The sequence below is a fragment of the Neobacillus sp. genome (genome assembly GCF_031988165.1).
Taxonomy (GTDB): domain Bacteria; phylum Bacillota; class Bacilli; order Bacillales; family Cytobacillaceae; genus Neobacillus; species Neobacillus rhizosphaerae.
Window position 1 is genome coordinate 26225 of record NZ_DALZYO010000025.1, and the last position, 21805, is coordinate 48029.

Genomic DNA, 21805 nt, shown 5'->3' on the forward strand with positions numbered 1-21805 from the left:
GACCAGTTCCGGAGCTTTTCTATTTTATAATATAATAATTTATAACATTGGACTTAGAGAAATGTCCAGCTCCAGGCGCCTTCTGCTTTTCTTATTATATTAAAATGCTAATGGCTCCATGGCATCAACTTTTTGTACCAAGGCACTTTCTTGTTGTCCTTCTGTTTCGCTGGTGCTGCATCTGAATTCTTTAAGTGATCGGTGCAATATTCGGTTGGTTCAGTTCCAGCGACAAAATAGGTGAAGCGACGAACGGGACAATCCTTGGTTGCTAGCTTGCCATTTTCCGGGTTGACGTAAACACCGACAACCCCCTCTTTCGGCGGTTTAAACGCCTTGACTGACTTACCCTGCAAAGCCTCCTCCATAAAGTTGGCCCAGATGTTTTTCGCATAGGTTTTTTCGGCAGTTAGCTCAAGCGGTTTCCCGATATCATATCCTGCCCATACAGCGGTAACGAGCTGTGGTGAGTAGCCAATCATCCAGCTATCCGTTTCCGTTGAGCCTGACTTTCCGGCATAAGGTCGGGTGAGGTCGTCAATAATCGTGCTCCCGGTTACCTTGGCATAGCCATTTAGCTTCTTATCGAAAATGCCTGTCAGCATTTGTGTCATTACAAAGGCCCTGGCCGGGTCTAAAACCTTTTCAGTTCTATCTTTTTTTTCAAAAATAACGTTGCCATTATAGTCTTCCACTCTCGTAATTAAGGTCGGATTGATCCGTTTTCCTCCATTGGCAAATAGGCTGTAGGCATTAGCCATTTCAATCACACGAACGCCAGATGTTCCTAATGCCAGTGACGGAACCTGGGCCATATTTGTCGAAATACCAAATTTCTTGGCCATTTCGATTAACGAATCCTCTCCTAAAAATAAATGCGTTTTAACAGCAAAAATATTATCAGATACGGCAAGCGCCTGGGCGAGGGTAATTTCCCCGTCTGCATACTTGTTATTAAAATTATGTGGCGTGTAATCTGCCTGACCATCATCAAAATGGAAGGTGGTAAACTCACTTCGCATCGTTGATGAAGGAGTAAAGCCGTGCTCAAGTGCTGCGTAGTAGAGCAGCGGCTTGATGGTCGAGCCCGGCTGTCTCACAGCCTGAACGGCCCGGTTAAACGGACTTTTTTCATAGTTCCTGCCCCCAATCATCGCTCTCACATAGCCGTTCTTTGGATCCATCGCAACTAAGCCAACTTGAATCTCTGATGAACTGGCAACATATTGCTGGACCTGCTTCTCGGCCGCTTCCTGCTGTTTTAGGTTAAGCGTCGTAAAGACTTTTAAACCGCCGAGGGCAATCGTGCGGTCGTCAAGATGTAATTGATTTTTCAGCGCATTTTTGACGGCATCCTGAAAATAAGGGGCCAGCTTTACCTTTAGTGTCGTGTGGACGCCGACTAATGTGAGCGGCTCCTTGGACACTTTTTTTGCGGCATCTTTTTTGATATACCCGTTTTTCACCATCGTTTGTAAAATCATCGCCTGGCGTCGTTTGGCGTTTTCCATCGAGGTGAGCGGTGAGTAGATGCCTGGTCCTTTTGGAATTCCCGCCAGCATGGTCGCTTCGTTGAGATCTAAGTCGACAGCTTTTTTACCAAAATAATAGTGGCTGGCTGCTTCTACACCGTAAGCACCGTTGCCATAATAGATGGTATTTAAATAACCTTCAAGAATATCCTGTTTCGAATAATTCATTTCAAGGCGGATCGTATAAAACGCCTCGAGAATTTTCCGCTTCCACGTTTTGTCGTGTTCAAGAAAGAGATTCCTTGCATATTGCTGGGTGATCGTACTTGCGCCCTGCACCTTGGAAAATGCCTGAATATCGGCAAGAACTGCCCCGGCAATTCGTTTATAATCAAAACCATGGTGCTGGAAAAAATTTTTGTCCTCAATCGAGACGGTCGCATTCACTAAATTTGGTGAAATATCCTTGAGCCCGACCCAGTAGCGCTTTTGACCGCTATGACTCTCACCAATCAGGGTCCCGTCATCGGCAAAGAATAGCGTTGATTGCGGAACAGCGAGCGGCGGAGCTCCTAAAATTTTTGCATAGGCAAGGACGCCTAGGAAGAGAACGAGCATACAAATCATGCCTATCAAACTGATGATAACAAATGCGCGCAAATATTTAATTGTCTTCCGAAACCCGTGATTTGTCATGATTTCCATTGTGTTCACCACCCCGCTTTTTCCATTTATAAAAATTTAGATAGTAATAGTATTGAAAAAATAGAGTCCTTTTAAACAATTTCTTTAGAAAAAAGAAATATTTTTTTAAAAATTGCTAGACTTTTTTTTCTGTTTGTAATTCAATAGTTTGGGTAGTCTAAAAATGAGATAAGACGGAAGGAAGATGAATATGTCCATTTGGTTTACAGAAAAACAAACTGAAAACTTTGGAATTACGATGAAAGTTAATAAAACCTTACATACAGAGCAAACAGAATTTCAAAAGCTTGATATGATTGAAACAGAAGAATGGGGCAATATGCTGCTATTAGATGACATGGTCATGACTTCTGTAAAAGACGAATTTGTTTATCATGAAATGGTGGCACATGTTCCACTATTTACACATCCAAATCCAGAGAATGTTCTTGTTGTCGGCGGCGGCGATGGCGGTGTTATCCGTGAAGTATTAAAGCACCCAAGCGTAAAGAAAGCGACACTTGTGGATATTGATGGTAAAGTAATCGAGTATTCGAAGAAATTCCTTCCGGAAATTGCTGGCTGGCTTGAAGACGAGCGTGTAGACGTTCAAGTGGGTGACGGCTTTATGCATATTGCCGAAAGCGAAAATGCCTATGACGTGATTATGGTTGACTCAACAGAGCCGGTTGGTCCTGCAGTAAACTTATTTACAAAGGGCTTCTATGCCGGAATTTCCAAGGCGTTAAAGGAAGACGGCATCTTTGTTGCTCAGTCCGACAACCCATGGTTTAAGGCGGATTTAATTCGCAGCGTACAGCGTGACGTGAAGGAAATCTTCCCGATTACGAATTTGTATGTGGCTAATATCCCTACTTACCCAAGCGGCTTATGGGCATTCACCATCGGTTCGAAAAAATACGATCCATTAGCAGTAAGTGAAGACCGTTTTCACGAAATTGAAACCAAATACTATACAAAAGAATTGCACAAAGCCGCATTTGTATTGCCAAAATTTGTTGGCGATTTAGTGAAGTAACATAAACGGGAACAAGAAAAGTACTCCTGTTACAGTTGTTCTATGAGACGGAACCAGAGTAAAAGTGAGCAACCGGTCCCATAGAGAAGTTCTATGAGACGGAACCAGAGGAAAAAGTGAGCTACCGGTCCCATAGAGAGGTTCTATGAGACCGCAACTGGGGAAAAAGCGAAAACATGGACATAAAGAGGTTCTAGGTAATACGTAGAAAGTGAGGGATGTTGGATGCGTTTTGATGAGGCCTATTCGGGGAATGTGTTTATTAAGAGTCACCCGAATTTTGAGGAAAGTCAGGTTGTATTGTACGGGATGCCCATGGACTGGACGGTAAGCTATCGCCCAGGTTCACGGTTTGGCCCAGCGCGAATTCGCGAGGTGTCAATTGGTCTTGAGGAATACAGTGCCTACCTCGACCGCGAGCTTGATGAGGTAAAATATTTCGACGCCGGTGATATTCCGCTTCCGTTCGGGAATGCCCAGCGCAGCCTTGATTTGATTGAAGAATTTGTTGACCAAGTCTTGGATGCAGGCAAATTCCCGTTAGGTATGGGCGGCGAGCACCTTGTCTCATGGCCAGTGATGAAAGCTGTTTATAAGAAATATCCAGATTTAGCGATTATTCATTTTGACGCACACACCGACCTGCGTGAAAATTATGAAGGCGAGCCGTTGTCACACTCGACCCCGATTCGCAAGATTGCCGAATTAATCGGACCAAAAAACGTTTATTCTTTCGGGATCCGTTCCGGGATGAAGGAAGAATTTGAATGGGCAAAGCAAAATGGCATGCTTATTTCAAAATTTGAAGTGCTTGAGCCGTTAAAAGAAATCCTGCCGTCGCTAGCTGGGCGCCCAGTTTATGTCACGATTGACATCGACGTATTGGACCCTGCACATGCGCCTGGAACCGGTACGGTTGATTGCGGCGGAATCACTTCACGCGAGCTACTCGCTTCCATTCATGAAATTGCTCGTTCTGAGGTGAAGGTCGTCGGCGGTGACCTGGTTGAGGTTGCTCCAATCTACGATTCATCTGAGCAAACAGCGAACACAGCGAGCAAATTGATTCGTGAAATGCTGCTTGGCTGGGTGAAATAGGTAAACTTTCCTGTCCGAATATAGGAAGAACCTTCCTGTTATATAAAAAAACTCTTTTTATACTTCAGGAGACCCCTTTCTGATAAATAAGAGAACTTTTCTGTTATACAGGAACAGGAAAACTTTTTCTGATATCCAGAAACCATGTCAATCTGGTGCCTGTCCCATTGGGGGCGGGCATCTTTGATTTGTGCCGTTACAATGTTTATAATAGAAAAAGCATGCGTTAACGCACCTAAGTAAATGATGAAGACTAGAACTTATAAAGAGAACATACCTGAGTTCCTTTTTAAAAAAGCTCTTATTGTATTTTGCAAATTAAAGCGGCATATTCGCAAATAAACAACGGAGATTCGCAAAAAAATTGGAATTCTTGCAAATAAACGAGAATGTTGTGTTATAAAATGAAAAGGAAGTGCTAAATCGGTTGGAAAACTCTGAAATACCCGTGAAAATCAAGGTGAAAACGACGATTGATGCTCAGGAAGCAATGGAATTAACGGTGTTTGGTCGCTACCATCAAAAAGGTGATGCAACATTTCTGCGGTATGAGGAAGTGCTGGAGGAAGGTACTGTTCGCACGATTGTCAAGGTGGCGGGGGAAGAAGCACTAATTTTACGCGGCGGTGCGGTGAAGATGAGGCTGCCGTTTCAAGTAAATCGAAAACTAAGGGGCAGCTACGAGATGCCGTTTGGTGTTTTTGAAACGATGACGATGGCCAAGCGAATCGAGCATTCGGAAGGGCTTATCGATATTCTCTACGATTTCACCATGCAGGGCTCGCCTTCAGGTACATATCATTTAGAAATTAGCTTTCAGGAGGATCGGAAATGAATATAGTTGAACAGGTTCAAAGTAAAATAAAGGAAGAGATTCGCGCGGCTGTGCTAAAGGCGGAGCTTGCGACAGAAGAGCAGATTCCTGATGTGGTTCTTGAAATCCCGAAGGAGAAGGCTCATGGCGATTACTCAACGAATATGGCGATGCAGCTCGCTCGGGTGGCGAAGAAGGCGCCGCGGATGATTGCGGACGCATTAGTGGCCCATTTCGACCGTTCACAGGCTTCAATTGAAAAAATTGAGCTAGCGGGGCCGGGGTTTATCAATTTTTATATGAATAATGCGTATTTAACCGACCTGATTCCAACCGTGCTTGAGGCTGGGGAAAAGTACGGTTCGACCACAGTTGGCGGCGGTCAAAAAATTCAAGTCGAGTTTGTATCGGCCAATCCTACGGGAGACCTTCACCTTGGACATGCCCGCGGTGCTGCTGTTGGCGATTCGCTTTGCAATATTTTGGCCAAGGCTGGCTATGATGTTTCTCGCGAATATTATATTAATGATGCTGGCAATCAGATTAATAATTTAGCATTATCGGTGGAGGCACGTTATTTCCAGGCGCTTGGTCTGGAAAAAGACATGCCGGAGGACGGCTACCATGGCGCCGATATTGTCGGCATCGGGAAGACACTGGCGGAAGAGTTTGGCGACAAGTTTGTGAATGTGGCCGAGGAAGAACGATTTGATTTTTTCCGTGAGTATGGCTTGAAATATGAAATGGCGAAGTTAAAGAAGGATCTTGAGGATTTCCGCGTCGGTTTTGACGTGTGGTATTCGGAAACCTCGCTTTATAAAAATGGAAAAATTGATGAAGCTCTGACTGCACTGCGGGAAAGCGGCTATGTCTATGAGGAAGATGGAGCGACCTGGCTTCGTTCGACCGATTTCGGTGATGACAAAAACCGTGTGCTAATTAAGCAGGACGGCTCTTATACGTACTTGACGCCTGATATCGCTTACCATAGGGACAAGCTGGCGCGCGGCTTTGAAAAATTGATTAACATTTGGGGTGCGGATCACCACGGTTATATCCCACGGATGAAGGCTGCAATCCAAGCTTTAGGTTATGACCGCGAGGCGCTTGAGGTGGAAATTATCCAGCTCGTTCATCTTTATAAAAATGGTGAGAAGATGAAGATGAGTAAGCGAACTGGTAAGGCGGTTACCATGCGTGATTTGGTTGATGAGGTCGGCCTTGACGCGACGCGTTATTTCTTTGCGATGCGTAGCTCGGATACGCATATGGATTTTGATTTGGATTTAGCGGTGTCGGAGTCGAATGAAAATCCGGTATATTACGCGCAGTACGCCCATGCACGGATTTCGAGCATCTTGCGTTCAGGAGAAGAACAAGGCGTGACGGTGGATGCGGGAGCTGACTTTTCGTTAGTGGCGTCTGAAAAGGAAATCGATTTACTGAAAAAGCTTGGTGAATTCCCGTCGGCTGTTGGCGAGGCCGCACTGAAGCGTGTGCCGCACCGCATCACCAACTATATCTTTGAACTAGCGTCAACATTCCATAGTTTTTATAATGCGGAAAAAGTGCTTGATAGTGAGCAGCTAGAGCGCACGAAGGCCCGCCTTGCGTTGGTGAAGGCTGTGCAAATTACGTTGAAAAATGCACTGGCGTTGATTGGCGTTTCGGCACCGGAAAAAATGTAAATTTGTGATGGCTCCCTTCTGATTAAGGGGGCCTTTTTCTATGTGGTTTGGTGGGGAATTTGTGTGGTTGGCGAGTAAAGGAGCATCGTTTAAAAAAAGCCCATTTTGATCGGCGCCAATTCTGCAAACGGACCACAATTTGTTTGAAAATAATCCATAAAATGAATATCTTCCAAAAAAACACAAATATTAATAGAGAATTTTCAGTGAGGAGTGAACCGAACGCATGAATGTAGGAAGAGCAAAAGAAATTGTTGAATCCGCTGATATGATCAATGTTACCTATGATGGAAATCCGGTGATTATTCAACACGTGGACGAGACGACGAAACTAGCGAGGATTTATTCTAGAACCGATCCAGAAAACGAAAGAGATGTTCCTGTTTTAAATCTTATTGAAGAATAGTAAAGAGTCTCCGATGTTGGTTCGGAGACTCTTTACTTTATTTCAATAGTACCGCCGCTGATTCGCTTATAGCCGCGGATTTTGCTTAAATCCTCGACTAACTTCAGTGCGGCTTGATCCTTTGCTTTCGCCTCAATCATGAAGTCTACATCACGCCATGAATTTTTTTATAAAAAATAAGCAATAACTCCTGCAAGAAATTCTTTCACAGATCTTAAAAAATTCGGTTTATTTAGCTCTGCCAATGTTAACGGTATGGAGTCGCGGATGTCCTTATTAATAACCGCCCTCACGCGCTCAATAAAAGTAGAATTATAAATATAACAATTGATTTCTTTGTTTAAAAACAAGCTGCGCTGATCGAAATTGGCGGTGCCGATATCGCAAATTTTGTCATCGATCATAATTGTTTTGGCATGATAAAAGCCATTTTTAAATTGATAAACCGCTGCTCCCTCCTTAAGCAGCGTTCGTAAATAGTGGTAAGAGGCTTCTTGGACAAGCATATGGTCAGCGTTGTAGGGGACAACCACGGTGATATCAACGCCGCGCCGCTGTGCTTCCATTAATGTAGCAAAAACTTTGTTACTTGGAATAAAGTAAGGAGTCCCGATAAAGATGGTGTGAACGGCCTTTTGCAGCAGACTGATAAACATGTCTTCCAGATGGCCCGCTTCCGTCGGAATAAATTGATGGCGGATCTCACCCTTTGGCAGATTTGGAAAATAGACAGGATGATTCTGAAGATTTTCCCCTCCGTACTCGTTCCAATCAATAAAAAACTCACTCTGCAAAAAATTAACGCCTTCACCGGTCATTTTTAAATGGTAATCACGCCACGGGCTCAAGATTGGGTCTTCGTCAATATATTCCTTACCGATGTTAAACCCACCGAGATAGCCAATTTTTCCATCAATAAGTGAAACTTTGCGGTGATTTCGGACCTGAAAAGAATAAAACAGGAATGGAAACCTGACCGAATTACTATACGCAAAGTGAATCCCCGCCTCCCGCAGTTCCTTCACTGCCTGTTTCTTAATTTTCCAGCTCCCAATCCGGTCAAGCAAGAGCCGAACCTCCACGCCTTCCTGAGCCTTTGCTTTTAAAAGTGAGAAAAACTCCTGGCTGATGGCGTCATCTTTGACAATATAAAATGATACATGAATATGGTGGTTCGCCTGTCTGATCTCATTAAAATAATCATGGAATAATTCCCTTCCATGGGTAAAAATTTCAAACTGACCATGAAGCATGGCTGTTTCCATCCTGCCCGCAGTGGAAAGATGCTTCTTTCTCCCTAAGCTAAAATCGACTGTAAACCAGATTATGATGAGCAGGACAAGTCCGCTTAACGAGAGTGCAAAAATCATCTGGAATCGTTCCTCCAATCCATTTCTTAGGTTTTCCGAAAGCGATTATTTCTATAAGTCGAATGAATTTTGCAAAAATTCGTTGACTGAATGCTCATTCATCATATAATAGAGTTATGGATAAGTTCTGAAAATTAATTATTTTCTACAACTTGCGCTAAAAAACATTAGGGGATAAAGCAAAACGAAAGGGGCTAATTTTGATGAATGGTTTATTATGGGTTAACCTCATTGCCTTCTTGGCTGTAACCGCTTACGCAGTCAGTTTGTTCGTTTATGTTGTAAAAACACGGATAGCCTTTATTAAACTAGGGAAAAAGGTTGAGCTTGATAACAATGTCAAAGAACGACTGCAAAAAATTTGGGTCATGGTGTTTGGACAGAAGAAGCTTTTAAAGGATAAAAAAAGCGGAGCTATTCACGTCATGTTCTTTTATGGTTTCCTGCTTGTTCAATTTGGAGCGATTGATTTTATTTGGAAAGGGATTAAACCAGGCTCGCATTTGCCACTTGGACCGTTATATCCCGCCTTCACCTTTTTCCAGGAAATTGTGACACTAACGATTTTAGTAGCTGTTATTTGGGCGTTCTATCGCCGTTATATTGAAAAATTAGTTCGCTTAAAGCGTGGTTTTAAAGCAGGTCTTGTGTTAATTTTTATCGGCGGCTTGATGGTTTCGGTTTTACTTGGAAACGGCATGGGCATCATCTGGCACGGAGAAGACGTGTCATGGACAGAACCTGTCGCCTCCGTTATTTCGCTTGCCTTTTCGTGGCTTGGTGAAACCGCTTCCGTTGTTATTTTCTATGTGGCCTGGTGGTTCCACTTATTATTCCTATTATCCTTTTTAGTGTATGTACCGCAAGGAAAGCATGCCCACTTAATTGCCGGGCCGGTTAACGTTTATTTTAACCGTTTAGAAAAACCAGGTAAATTGAAAAAGGTAGATTTTGAAGATGAATCACAAGAATCCTTTGGGGTTGGAAAAATTGACGACTTTACCCAGCTGCAAATGATCGATTTTTATGCCTGCGTCGAATGTGGCCGCTGTACCAATATGTGTCCTGCTACCGGAACGGGTAAAATGTTGTCACCAATGGATTTAATTGTGAAAATGCGTGACCACCTGACCCATTTTGGCGCATCGGTAACCTCGAAACAGCCGTGGGTGCCGACCTTTGCTTTTAGTAACACAAAAGGAAATCAAATTGCGCTGGCGGCGAGCGGTCAGGGGGCGGAAGAAACAGCGGCCGCTGGAGCCTATAGTCCAAGCCTAATCGGCGATATCATTACCGAAGAAGAAATCTGGGCATGTACCACGTGTCGCAACTGTGAGGACCAATGTCCAGTCATGAACGAGCACGTTGATAAAATTATCGACCTTCGTCGTTATTTAGTTTTAACAGAGGGAAAAATGGATGCAGACGCCCAGCGTGCGATGACGAATATAGAACGCCAAGGTAACCCGTGGGGCTTAAACCGTAAAGAGCGTGAGAACTGGCGCGAAGTCCGCGACGATGTTCATATTCCAACGGTGAAGGAAATGAACAAGGCGGGCGAGGAATTCGAATACCTCTTTTGGGTTGGCGCGATGGGTTCTTATGACAACCGCAGCCAGAAGATTGCGTTATCGTTCGCGAAGCTGATGAACGAAGCGGGTGTGAAATTTGCCATTCTCGGTAACAAAGAAAAAAACTCAGGTGACACACCGCGCCGCCTTGGTAATGAATTCCTGTTCCAAGAGTTAGCGACAAAAAATATTGAGGAATTTGAAAAAGCGGAGATCAAGAAAATTGTCACAATTGACCCGCATGCCTATAATATTTTCAAAAATGAATACCCTGATTTTGGCTTAGAGAATGTGGAAGTGTACCATCATACGGAAATACTGTATGAGCTTGTCCGCGATGGCCGACTTGTTCCGAAACATCAGGTGAACGAAACGATTACTTTCCATGATTCCTGTTATTTAGGCCGCTATAATGATGTGTATGACCCGCCACGGGAAATTTTAAAAGCGATTCCAGGCGTGAAACTTGTGGAAATGGAGCGTAATCGTGAAAAAGGCATGTGCTGCGGTGCCGGCGGCGGCTTGATGTGGATGGAGGAAGAAACAGGCCAACGGATTAACGTGAGCCGGACTGAGCAAGCCCTTTCCGTCAATCCGTCTGTCATCAGCTCAGGCTGCCCATACTGCTTAACGATGCTTTCTGATGGAACTAAGGCGAAAGAAGTGGAAGAAAAGGTTTCAACATACGATGTGGCTGAAATTCTTGAAAAAGCCGTTTGCGGTGAATGAAAAGAGACAGCTTGATAATATTGCAGAAGTAGTAATTATTAGAACAGGAGAAGTTGAGTCGATTTGCAAAAATTTTAAGAATTTTATGTAAAACATTTCAACTTCTCCTATTTTTTATGTAAAATAAGAGATAAGAATAAAACGCTTACATTACCAATTTTTTCTAGACTTGGCGGGCTGTGAGTTTTAAAAAACCACATGCCTACTTTTTTCATTATTTTTCGAGCGAGCGTTCAGTCGCTGGATAATTTTTTTAGAATAACATGACTGAATATTGGGAAAAGGGAGAGTGTTTGGAATGGGGAGAACGGTCATTTTAAGTGGGGTAAGAACACCTTTTGGAAAATTAGGGGGCTTCTTGAGCAGTTTTTCGGCTTCACAGCTTGGAGGCATTGCTGTTAAAGAAGCGCTAGTGCGGGCTAACGTGGAGCCAGAGTACGTCCAGGAGGTCATTCTTGGAACTGTTTTACAAGGGGGACAGGGGCAAATCCCATCACGTCAAGCCGCCCATCATGCTGGCCTGCCTTGGGAGGTCAAAACAGAAACAATTAATAAGGTTTGCGCTTCCGGGATGCGCAGCGTTACGTTGGCCGACCAGATTATTCGTGCCGGCGATGAAGAGGTGATTGTTGCTGGCGGCATGGAATCGATGAGCAACGCCCCATATATTTTACCAAAAGCAAGATGGGGCTTCCGAATGGGCGACGCTGCTGTCAAAGATTTAATGATTCATGATGGCTTGAGCTGCAGCTTTACCGGTGTTCATATGGGTACTTACGGCAATTCGACGGCCGCCGAGATGGAGATTTCACGTCAGGCTCAGGACGAGTGGGCCTTAAGGAGCCATCAGCGCGCGATTGCCGCCATCGAGGATGGTAAATTTGCAGAGGAAATTGTGGCTGTGGAAGTACCGCAGCGAAAAGGGGCTCCTGTAGTTGTCGCGGATGACGAATCACCACGAAAGGATACCTCGTTAGAACGACTGGCAAAATTAGCACCGGTATTCAATGCAACGGGAACGATCACTGCTGGAAATGCGCCTGGTGTCAATGACGGTGGGGCTGCTCTCGTGCTAATGAGTGAGGTGCGCGCTGTTCGTGAAGGTAGAAAAGCGGAAGCGGTCATCTTAGGCCACGCTGCTCTAGCTGTGGAAGCGAAGGATTTCCCACAAACGCCGGGGCTAGTCATCAATGAACTTTTGCGAAAAACGGGAAAAAGTGTAGCGGATATCGATTTATTTGAAATCAATGAAGCCTTTGCTGCTGTTGCCTTGGTGAGCGAAAAAATTGCTGGCCTTGACCCAGAAAAAGTTAATGTGAACGGCGGTGCAGTCGCCCTTGGCCACCCAATTGGTGCAAGCGGGGCGCGGATTATCATTACGCTCATGCACGAGTTGAAGCGCCGCGGCGGCGGAATTGGTGTCGCCGCGATTTGCAGCGGCGGCGGCCAGGGCGATGCTGTGATGATTGAGGTCCCGAAGGCTTAGGTTTGTAGCCTGAGGAGAAAGCGAATGATGGTTAGATTTTTTCGGAAAATGTCTAATGGGAAAAAAGGACATGAAAAATAGACAAAACACCCGAAAAAAATGTTCAAAACCTTGAGAAAAATTGTAAAAACACCAAAAAATGTTCAAAACCATGAGAAAAATAGACAAAACTAATTTTCGCATAAAAAAATGGGGCGAAACTCGATTTCAGCCCCTAATTGGAGGGGAAAACATGAAGGTTTCAAAGGTAATGGTCATTGGAGCAGGGCAAATGGGCTCTGGGATTGCCCAAGTTTGTGCCCAGGCAGGCTATCAGGTTTTACTAAATGATCTAAAACAGGAATTCGTCGAACGTGGATTAGGAGTCATCAACAAAAATCTTTCACGCAATGTTGATAAAGGTCGAATGACAGGCGAACAAAAACAGGAAGTGTCGGCGAGGCTGACCGCCTCAACGGATTTGAACGACGCGGCCCAGGTCGACCTTGTCATCGAAGCCGCAGTTGAAAACATGGAAATTAAAACGAAAATTTTTGCGCAGCTTGATGAAATTGCTCCGGCACATGCGATCTTGGCGAGTAACACCTCCTCGCTGCCAATTACGGAAATTGCGGCTGCAACGAAGCGGCCGGAAAAGGTCATCGGCATGCACTTTATGAATCCGGTCCCAGTGATGAAGTTAGTCGAAATTATCCGTGGCCTAGCAACGGCTGATGAAGTATACCAGGTGATTGAAGATATGACGAAAACCTTGAGCAAGGTTCCGGTTGAAGTTAACGACTTCCCTGGCTTTGTTTCTAACCGCGTGCTGATGCCAATGATCAATGAAGCGATTTTTACCTTGTATGAGGGCGTCGCCACCAAAGAAGCGATTGATGAAGTGATGAAGCTCGGCATGAACCACCCAATGGGGCCGTTAACCTTGGCTGATTTTATTGGCCTCGATACTTGCCTTTATATAATGGAAACCCTTCACGAAGGCTTCGGCGATGATAAATACCGTCCATGCCCGCTGCTGCGCAAATATGTCAAAGCAGGCTGGCTTGGTAAGAAAACGGGGCGGGGATTCTACACATACGAATAAGGCTTTCAACTTGCTGAAGCAACGAGAGCAGGAACCAATCTTTCTTCAAAATAAGGGGTTGTAAGGATGAATACTGCTACTTTAGATTCTCCAAAAGGGGAGATAAGCATGAATCTTACATTTACAGCGGAGCAAGAAATGATGCGAAAAATGGTGCGCGATTTTGCCGTCAGCGAAATAGCCCCATTTATTGAAAAAATGGAAAAAGGGGAATTCCCGCGCGAAATTCTTCGGAAAATGGGTGAGCTCGGCCTTATGGGCATTCCTGTTCCGGAAAAATACGGCGGAGCTGAGATGGACTTCACTTCCTATATCATTGCCATTAATGAAATATCAAGGGTAAGTGCCACGCTTGGCGTCATTCTGTCTGTCCATACTTCGGTGGGAACTATGCCGATTCTATATTTCGGGACGGAGGAGCAGAAGCAAAAGTATGTACCGAAGCTGGCTTCTGGGGAGTATTTAGGGGCCTTTTGCTTAACGGAGCCGAGTGCGGGGTCCGATGCAGCTAGCCTAAAGTCCCGTGCCGTGAAGAAGGGCGATCATTATGTGATCAATGGCTCGAAGATGTTTATTACCAATGGTGGCGAAGCCAATATTTATATTGTTTTTGCCACCACCGAGCCGAAATTAGGAACAAAAGGGATTGCCGCATTTATTGTTGAAAAAAACACCCCCGGCTTATGTATCGGGAAGGATGAAAAGAAAATGGGGCTACATGGTTCCAGAACGGTACAGCTGACGTTTGAGGATATGCTTGTGCCAGTGGAAAATCTTCTTGGCAGCGAAAGTGATGGTTTTAAAATTGCGATGGCAAACCTCGAGGTCGGCCGCATTGGGATTGCGACCCAAGCACTTGGGATTGCCGAAGCCGCACTGTCGGCCGCAACTGCCTATGCGAAGGAGCGCCAGCAATTTGGCAAACCAATTGCCTTCCAGCAAGGGATAGGCTTTAAGCTTGCTGACATGGCGACGAGTGTGGAAGCGGCGAAACTATTAGTCTATCGCTCTGCTGATTTACGGACCAGAGGCTTAAAATGCGGTATGGAAGCCTCGATGGCGAAGCTGTTTGCCACGAGGACGGCGGTAGAAGTGTCGACGGAAGCCATTCAAGTTTTTGGCGGCTACGGCTACACCGAAGATTATCCTGTGGAGCGCTACTTCCGCGATGCAAAGGTAACCGAAATCTACGAAGGCACGAGTGAGATCCAGCGGATTGTGATTAGTAAGTATCTTTAATTAGTAGTTTATGGAGAGTCCAAACGAAAATGTCGATCAATCCTTGCAAATTGTGGATTTATTCCTAAATGATATTGAAGTCTCGAAAAAGGATCAAGAAAACGTTCCAATCTAAAATTTACTTAATAGGAGGCCAATAAAAATGCAATTTAAACTATCTGAAGAACATGAAATGATCCGGAAAATGGTTCGTGATTTTGCACGAAACGAAGTGGCACCGTCTGCGGCTGAGCGTGATGAGGAAGAACGCTTTGACCGCGAGATTTTTGACAAAATGGCGGAGCTTGGCTTAACAGGGATTCCGTGGCCGGAAGAGTACGGCGGCATCGGCAGCGATTTTCTTGCCTACTGTATCGCCGTTGAAGAGCTATCTCGCGTTGATGCATCAACAGGTGTACTTCTTTCCGCACACACCTCCCTTGCCGGCTGGCCGATTTACAAATTCGGCAGCGAAGAACAAAAGCAAACCTACCTTCGCCCAATGGCTGAGGGTAGCAAAATCGGTGCCTACGGTTTAACCGAGCCTGGCAGCGGCTCAGACGCTGGCGGGATGCGAACAACAGCCCGCTTAGAAGGCGATCACTACATCCTCAATGGTTCAAAAATTTTCATCACCAATGGCGGTGTGGCCGACATTTATGTAGTGTTTGCCTTAACAGACCCATCCAACAAGCAAAGAGGAACCACTGCATTTATCGTCGAAAGTGACTTCCCTGGCTTCTCTGTTGGGAAAAAAGAAAAGAAACTGGGCATTCGTTCGTCGCCGACAACGGAGATTATTTTTGAAGATTGCAAGGTACCAATGGCAAACCGTCTTGGCGAAGAAGGCGACGGCTTTAAAATCGCGATGATGACGCTTGATGGCGGCCGCAACGGCATCGCGGCCCAAGCCGTTGGAATTGCTCAAGGCGCACTTGATGCGGCAGTCGATTATGCGAAGGAACGCCATCAGTTTGGCAAACCAATCGCAGCGCAGCAAGGTATCAGCTTCAAGCTGGCAGATATGGCGACAAATATTGAAGCAGCAAGACTATTAACCTATCAAGCGGCCTGGCTTGAATCAAATGGCTTACCTTATGGTAAAGAATCAGCGATGTCCAAATTATTTGCCGGTGACACTGCGATGAAGGTGACCACGGAAGCGGTTCAGGTGTTTGGTGGCTACGGCTATACAAAGGATTATCCAGTGGAACGGTTCATGCGTGATGCGAAAATTACACAAATTTACGAAGGAACACAAGAAATCCAACGCCTCGTAATTTCGAGAATGCTAACTAAATAATACGAAAGGCGGAAGCTTCCTTTGCGCGGCGTATGGATTGGACCGGTCCGCATGAGATAAAGGAAACACGGAGAGCGAAGCGATTCGATGTTGACTTATCGCAAGGAGGAGAGGGCCAAAACACAAGCCGCTGGGGGCTGGAGCTAGACAAAGGCGGTCATAGAGGATGAAAAAGCGAGAAGTACAGGCCTCGGTCAAGGATGAACGCCTCGTGCAAAAAAGGCGCGACCAAATGATCAAAGGGGCCGTCACACTTTTTAAAGAAAAGGGGTTTCATCGGACGACAACGAGGGAAATTGCCAAGGCGGCGGGTTTTAGCATCGGGACGCTATACGAATATATTCGCACTAAGGAAGACGTCCTTTACCTTGTTTGCGATCAAATTTATGACCACGTTAGCGAGCGCCTGCAGCAGGACCTCGCCTTGAAAAAAGGGACATTAGAAAGCTTGAAGTTGGGAATTGCTAATTTTTTTCAAGTAATGGATGAAATGCAGGCCGAAGTACTGGTGATGTATCAGGAAGTGAAGTCACTGTCGAAGGACGCCCTTCCATATGTGTTGAAAAAGGAAATGGAAATGGTCGCGATGTTTGAGAATCTGCTTGCACGCTGTGTCGAAAATGGTGAACTGCAACTATCAGAAAAACAAGTAGAAATCATCGCCCATAATATTTTTGTTCAGGGGCAAATGTGGGGCTTCCGCCGCTGGGCGCTAAGGAAGTTATTTACCCTGGAAGAATATATTGAGTTGCAAACCGAGCTTTTATTGTCGGGAATCATGGGAGAAGTCTCGGCGCCTATAAAAGCTTCCGGAAAATAACAATGGTGTCCAGCGGTGAACCAGTTTCATTTATGGGGTTAGGTGTGAAGTCACTAAGACAATAAAAAATCCCGTTATAAGTGGGAAAAGCAGCGAACGATGAATGGGAAATGTTTTTACCAAAGTTTTTACAAAGGGGGAGCACGATGGGGAATTATCAACCAAAGCATCATATCCGCTTTGTGACGGCGTCGAGTTTGTTTGACGGTCATGATGCTTCCATCAATATTATGCGTAGAATTCTGCAGGCGAGCGGGGCAGAGGTCATTCACCTTGGGCATAACCGCTCGGTCGAGGAAGTGGTCAATGCGGCGATTCAGGAGGATGTCCAAGGGATTGCGATTTCCTCTTATCAAGGCGGACACGTCGAATATTTTAAATACATGTACGATTTGTTAAAGGAAAAAGGGGCGCCGAATATCCGCATTTATGGCGGTGGCGGCGGGGTTATCATTCCGAGGGAAATTGCTGAACTTCACGACTATGGGATTGCTTGGATCTTCTCACCTGAAGACGGCAGAACGATGGGACTTCAAGGAATGATTGACCGCATGATAGAGGAGTGCGATTTTTCCACCGTTCCCGCGGATGCGTCTGAACAGATTGAAAAGCTTCCAACTGGCGATGTCAACGCAATTGCCAAGTTAATTACCTTAGCCGAACTTCATGTTGATAAAAGGAACGAGGCTGCGGCAACTGCCGAGCTCGTGCTAGAACAAGTAAAGACACTTGAGAAACGGATTCCGGTCGTTGGTATCACAGGTACAGGTGGGGCCGGAAAAAGTTCATTAACGGACGAATTAATCCGCCGCTTCATCAATGATCTGCCAGATAAAAAAGTCGCGATTCTCTCCGTCGATCCGACAAAGCAAAAAACAGGAGGGGCCTTGTTAGGTGATCGGATCCGCATGAATGCAATTTTCTCACCAAATGTTTATATGCGCAGTTTGGCTACAAGGCATTCGAAAAGCGAACTATCGCTGGCGATAAAGGATGCCGTTGCCGTGACGAAAGCGGCTGGCTTTGACCTTGTCATCGTGGAAACAAGTGGAATCGGTCAAGGAGATGCCGAAATCACGGAAATTTGCGATGTTTCCTTATACGTGATGACCAGTGAATTCGGGGCACCATCACAACTTGAGAAAATCGATATGATTGACTTTGCGGACTTAATTGTCATCAATAAATTTGAGCGCAAAGGCTCTGAGGATGCCAAGCGTCAAGTGCAAAAGCAGTACCAGCGCAGCCATATGCTGTTTGAAAAGGATCCGTCGGAAATGCCGGTTTACGGCACGATTGCCAGCCAGTTTAATGACCCGGGCACGAACGCCTTGTTCGCCGCTTTAGTGGAAAAAATAAATGAAAAGATGTCTTCCGATTGGCTAAGTTCTTTTAGTAAAAAGGCCCTTGTTGAAAAGCAAAACGTTATCATCCCGACCGACCGCCGTTATTATTTACGGGAAATTTCGGAAACGGTACGTAGCTACCACCGTAAAGCCGAAGAGCAAGCGAATATTGCTCGGAAATTATTCCAGCTCGAAGGGGCAATTGAAGCGGTAAAAGAGCCAGAAGTGATTGCAGCATTAGAAGCAATCAGGCAAGAAACCGAAGAGCGACTGACCACGGAATCGCGGAAAATCCTCGCTTCATGGGAGCAAACAAAGGCTGATTATTCGGGCGACCGGTTTATCACAAGAATCCGTGACAAAGAGATTATTACGGTGTTAAAATCTAAAAGCTTATCAGGCCTAGACATTCCTAAGGTGGCCTTGCCTAAATATAAAGATTATGGCGAAATCCTTCGCTGGGTGTACCAAGAAAATGTTCCTGGTTCTTTCCCCTATACGGCAGGGGTATTTCCATTCAAGCGTGAAGGGGAAGACCCGAAACGGCAATTCGCTGGAGAAGGCACACCGGAACGGACGAACCGTCGCTTCCACTATTTATCGAAGGACGATTCGGCAAAACGCTTAAGTACCGCGTTTGACTCCGTAACCCTGTACGGCGAAGATCCGGATTACCGTCCGGACATTTACGGAAAAGTTGGCGAAAGCGGTGTCAGCATTTGTACGTTAGATGATATGAAAAAGCTGTATGCCGGCTTTGATTTGTGCCATCCTTCGACATCCGTTTCGATGACGATTAATGGCCCGGCACCGATTATTTTGGCGATGTTCATGAATACGGCGATTGATCAGCAGGTGCAGAAGAAAGAAGCTGAGCTTGGCCGTGTGTTAACGGTTGAAGAATTCGCAGCCGTCAGAGCCTATACATTGAAAACGGTCCGCGGTACGGTTCAAGCGGATATTTTAAAAGAAGATCAAGGCCAAAACACATGTATTTTCTCAACAGAATTTGCCTTACGAATGATGGGCGATATTCAACAATATTTCATTGATCATCAAGTGCGCAATTATTATTCTGTTTCGATTTCGGGATACCATATTGCCGAAGCAGGCGCCAATCCGATTTCCCAGCTTGCGTTTACGCTATCCAATGGATTTACCTATCTCGAGTATTATTTGAGCCGTGGCATGAACATTGATGATTTTGCTCCCAATCTATCGTTCTTTTTCTCGAATGGTTTGGATCCGGAGTATACGGTGATCGGCCGGGTCGCGCGACGTATTTGGGCTACGGTGATGCGTGATAAATATGGTGCTAACGAACGCAGTCAAAAGCTGAAATATCATGTGCAGACTTCCGGACGTTCGCTGCATGCTCAGGAAATTGATTTTAATGATATCCGCACAACCTTGCAGGCGTTGATGGCGCTCCAGGATAATTGTAATTCCTTGCATACCAATGCTTACGATGAAGCAATTACGACGCCAACCGAGGAATCAGTAAGACGGGCAATGGCGATTCAAATGATTATTACCAAAGAGCATGGCTTAACGAAGAATGAAAATCCGCTCCAAGGTTCGTTTATTGTGGAAGAGCTGACAGATCTGGTTGAGGAAGCTGTCCTCCAAGAGTTTGAACGCTTGAACGACCGTGGCGGTGTACTCGGTTCGATGGAGACGCAGTACCAGCGCGGAAAAATCCAGGATGAGTCGATGTATTACGAAATGAAAAAGCATACTGGAGAATTGCCAATTATTGGGGTAAATACGTATTTGAATCCAAATCCTCCGTCAGAGGAAGATGTAAATAATATGGAGTTGGCCCGAGCTACAACAGAGGAAAAGGAACTACAAATTCATAATTTGCGTGCCTTCCAAGAAGCGCATGCTGACAAGATTGCGGACGCGTTAAAGCGGTTAAAAGAAGCGGCTGTAAGCGGAGGCAATATTTTTGCTGGATTAATGGAAACGGTTCAAGTAGCTAGCCTCGGCCAAATCACCAAGGCCTTATATGAAGTCGGTGGCCAGTACCGTCGCAATATGTAACAAGAAAAGCGCAAGCGCCCGTTTAGCGGCCAATACACAAGCCGCTGGGCGCTGGAGCTAGACAATAAGAAAGGCGTAAGCGCCCGTTTAGCGGCGTATGGATTGGACCGGTCCGCATGAGATAAAGGAAACACGGAGAGCGAAAGTGATTCGATGTTGACTTATCGTAAGGAGGAGAGGGCCAATACACAAGCCGCTGGGCGCTGGAGCTAGACAATAAGAAAAGTGAACTTGGACAAAATATTTTGTTAAAAGATGCAATGGCTCGGAAGGCAGCTGCGCCCGAGACATTGTCTTTTTTTGCTAAAATTATTTTCCTATGAGATATTAAAATAATCATTTATCTTATATAATCAAACTAGCGTACAAACTTCGGGCGATTACGGGCAGGTGTACACGGATGAAGCTTAGACATATGATGGTTGTTTTAATTATTTTTGCGTGGCCTTTATACTATCTATATGAAATTCAATTAGGTGCCATTTCATTCCTTTTACTGGCAATCTTCTTTCTTGTCGTGACGATTAAGGAGACAAAAAAGTTCAAAGAACAGAAGAAAAATAATGGCGATGAATCCTAGGAGGAAAAAATCAGCGGAAACAATTACTAGCACTAGCATAAACGGGAAGAATTTGTTTATAATGAAGAATATGCAATTTGGGAGAGATCCTTCTAAAAGCCCGTTAATCACTCATTTAAGAGTGTTAAATAGAGAAAGGAAGTGCCAATATTGAGTTTAGCACAATACTCAAAAGAGGAATTACAAGAGTTATCTCTCATTGAAATGGCTCATGAATTTTTGAAAAATAGCAAGCAACCAATCTCCTTTAGTGATTTAGTCAAAGAGATTCAGGCAGCTGCAACGATTTCCGAACAGGAAATTCGCACTAGATTGGCACAATTTTATACGGACATGAATTTAGATGGCCGCTTCCTCTCATTAGGAGATAATCGTTGGGGACTTCGCCTTTGGTATCCTGTTGATACACAAGAAGAAGAAGTCGTGACAGTCATTAAGCCTAAGAAGAAAAAGGCGAAAAAGGTTGTCGACGAGGATATCGACCTTGATGATTACGATGAGAACGATGAGGAAGAGTATGATGACATCGACGATTTTGCCGATGAAGACGAACTTCTTGATGAAGAAGATGACCTCGATATTGATGAAGTCGATGAATTTGACGAAGAGGACGATGAAGAAGTCCTTGATGATGAGGAAGAATTCGACATTGATGAAGAAGATGACCTTGACGAAGAGCTTGTGGAAGAAGACGAATTTGAGGAAGACGAAGAAGACGAAGACAAGTAATTGGCTAACTTTAGGGACTGACCACTAAGGGAAGCTACTTAGAGAATGTGCTTTTCAGAAATAAGCTGTGCATGTTGTGAAGTTGCTTGTGCTTTTCTAATAGTCTTGACTTTTTATCCGTGCCCTTGTATCATCTTGTTTGGGCTCCTTAAAAAAGGAACGAATCATTATTTACCTATATGCGCTCCCTTGCAATCGCGAGATGGAGCGCTTTTTATTTTGGAAAAACTCCCTTGTAGCGGTGGAGTTTTTTCGCTTTTTGGGCTTGTTTTTGTGAAAAAATGACGGCCGGATTTGATTCGTGAGCAAAACCTGGTAAGTT

The 21805-nt window shown here is 44.9% G+C and carries 16 protein-coding genes and 1 pseudogene; 14 read left to right on the forward strand and 3 right to left on the reverse strand.

Annotated elements, in window-relative coordinates; all coding sequences use genetic code 11:
* Nucleotides 1-107: 107 nt before the first annotated feature.
* Nucleotides 108-2177, reverse strand: coding sequence for a transglycosylase domain-containing protein (locus tag RTR43_RS15825; protein ID WP_312473197.1), 2070 nt, complete (start codon nucleotides 2175-2177; stop codon nucleotides 108-110).
* A gap of 190 nt (nucleotides 2178-2367) precedes the next feature.
* Between RTR43_RS15825 and speE the strand changes: the two genes are divergently transcribed.
* From speE to RTR43_RS15850, 5 genes are all read left to right on the forward strand, one after another.
* Nucleotides 2368-3195, forward strand: a complete 828-nt coding sequence (gene speE / locus RTR43_RS15830; RefSeq protein WP_066093988.1) for a spermidine synthase — start codon at nucleotides 2368-2370, stop codon at nucleotides 3193-3195.
* Between the two features lie 225 nt (nucleotides 3196-3420).
* The gene (speB, locus tag RTR43_RS15835; RefSeq protein ID WP_312473198.1) at nucleotides 3421-4293 is read left to right on the forward strand and encodes an agmatinase; all 873 of its coding nucleotides are present in this window, start codon (nucleotides 3421-3423) and stop codon (nucleotides 4291-4293) included.
* A gap of 427 nt (nucleotides 4294-4720) precedes the next feature.
* Nucleotides 4721-5128: a YwiB family protein gene (locus RTR43_RS15840; RefSeq protein WP_312473199.1), complete on the forward strand. Its 408-nt coding sequence runs from the start codon at nucleotides 4721-4723 to the stop codon at nucleotides 5126-5128.
* The gene (argS, locus tag RTR43_RS15845; RefSeq protein WP_312473200.1) at nucleotides 5125-6795 is read left to right on the forward strand and encodes an arginine--tRNA ligase; all 1671 of its coding nucleotides are present in this window, start codon (nucleotides 5125-5127) and stop codon (nucleotides 6793-6795) included. The genes RTR43_RS15840 and argS overlap by 4 nt, the downstream gene beginning before the upstream one ends.
* 226 nt (nucleotides 6796-7021) lie before the next feature.
* Nucleotides 7022-7201 (forward strand): H-type small acid-soluble spore protein, encoded by a 180-nt coding sequence (locus RTR43_RS15850; protein ID WP_312473201.1) that lies wholly within the window; start codon nucleotides 7022-7024, stop codon nucleotides 7199-7201.
* A gap of 32 nt (nucleotides 7202-7233) precedes the next feature.
* On the opposite strand, the pseudogene uvsE reads toward RTR43_RS15850, so the two are convergent.
* Nucleotides 7234-7356: pseudogene (gene uvsE, locus RTR43_RS15855) on the reverse strand (UV DNA damage repair endonuclease UvsE); the annotation flags it as partial.
* 12 nt (nucleotides 7357-7368) lie between these two features.
* Nucleotides 7369-8571 carry a cardiolipin synthase gene (gene cls / locus RTR43_RS15860; RefSeq protein WP_312473202.1) on the reverse strand — a complete coding sequence of 401 codons (1203 nt, stop codon included), beginning with the start codon at nucleotides 8569-8571 and terminating at the stop codon, nucleotides 7369-7371.
* 203 nt (nucleotides 8572-8774) lie between these two features.
* Between cls and RTR43_RS15865 the strand changes: the two genes are divergently transcribed.
* From RTR43_RS15865 to rpoE, 9 genes are all read left to right on the forward strand, one after another.
* Nucleotides 8775-10871 (forward strand): (Fe-S)-binding protein, encoded by a 2097-nt coding sequence (locus tag RTR43_RS15865; protein WP_312473203.1) that lies wholly within the window; start codon nucleotides 8775-8777, stop codon nucleotides 10869-10871.
* A gap of 298 nt (nucleotides 10872-11169) precedes the next feature.
* The gene (locus RTR43_RS15870) at nucleotides 11170-12357 is read left to right on the forward strand and encodes an acetyl-CoA C-acetyltransferase (protein ID WP_312473204.1); all 1188 of its coding nucleotides are present in this window, start codon (nucleotides 11170-11172) and stop codon (nucleotides 12355-12357) included.
* A gap of 232 nt (nucleotides 12358-12589) precedes the next feature.
* Nucleotides 12590-13441 (forward strand): 3-hydroxybutyryl-CoA dehydrogenase, encoded by an 852-nt coding sequence (locus tag RTR43_RS15875; RefSeq protein ID WP_312473205.1) that lies wholly within the window; start codon nucleotides 12590-12592, stop codon nucleotides 13439-13441.
* Nucleotides 13442-13549: 108 nt separating this feature from the next.
* On the forward strand, nucleotides 13550-14680 hold the full coding sequence (locus RTR43_RS15880) for an acyl-CoA dehydrogenase (RefSeq protein ID WP_312473236.1): 1131 nt from the start codon (nucleotides 13550-13552) through the stop codon (nucleotides 14678-14680).
* Nucleotides 14681-14822: 142 nt separating this feature from the next.
* Nucleotides 14823-15962: an acyl-CoA dehydrogenase gene (locus RTR43_RS15885; RefSeq protein WP_312473206.1), complete on the forward strand. Its 1140-nt coding sequence runs from the start codon at nucleotides 14823-14825 to the stop codon at nucleotides 15960-15962.
* A gap of 166 nt (nucleotides 15963-16128) precedes the next feature.
* A complete protein-coding gene (locus RTR43_RS15890) occupies nucleotides 16129-16782 on the forward strand; it encodes a TetR/AcrR family transcriptional regulator (protein ID WP_312473207.1) in 654 nt (217 codons plus the stop codon).
* Between the two features lie 146 nt (nucleotides 16783-16928).
* Complete coding sequence (gene icmF, locus RTR43_RS15895; RefSeq protein ID WP_312473208.1) at nucleotides 16929-20174, forward strand: fused isobutyryl-CoA mutase/GTPase IcmF; 3246 nt, start codon at nucleotides 16929-16931, stop codon at nucleotides 20172-20174.
* A gap of 400 nt (nucleotides 20175-20574) precedes the next feature.
* Nucleotides 20575-20754 (forward strand): hypothetical protein, encoded by a 180-nt coding sequence (locus RTR43_RS15900; RefSeq protein ID WP_312473209.1) that lies wholly within the window; start codon nucleotides 20575-20577, stop codon nucleotides 20752-20754.
* A 150-nt stretch (nucleotides 20755-20904) separates the two neighbouring features.
* Complete coding sequence (gene rpoE, locus RTR43_RS15905; protein WP_312473210.1) at nucleotides 20905-21483, forward strand: DNA-directed RNA polymerase subunit delta; 579 nt, start codon at nucleotides 20905-20907, stop codon at nucleotides 21481-21483.
* The last annotated feature ends 322 nt before the right edge of the window (nucleotides 21484-21805 follow it).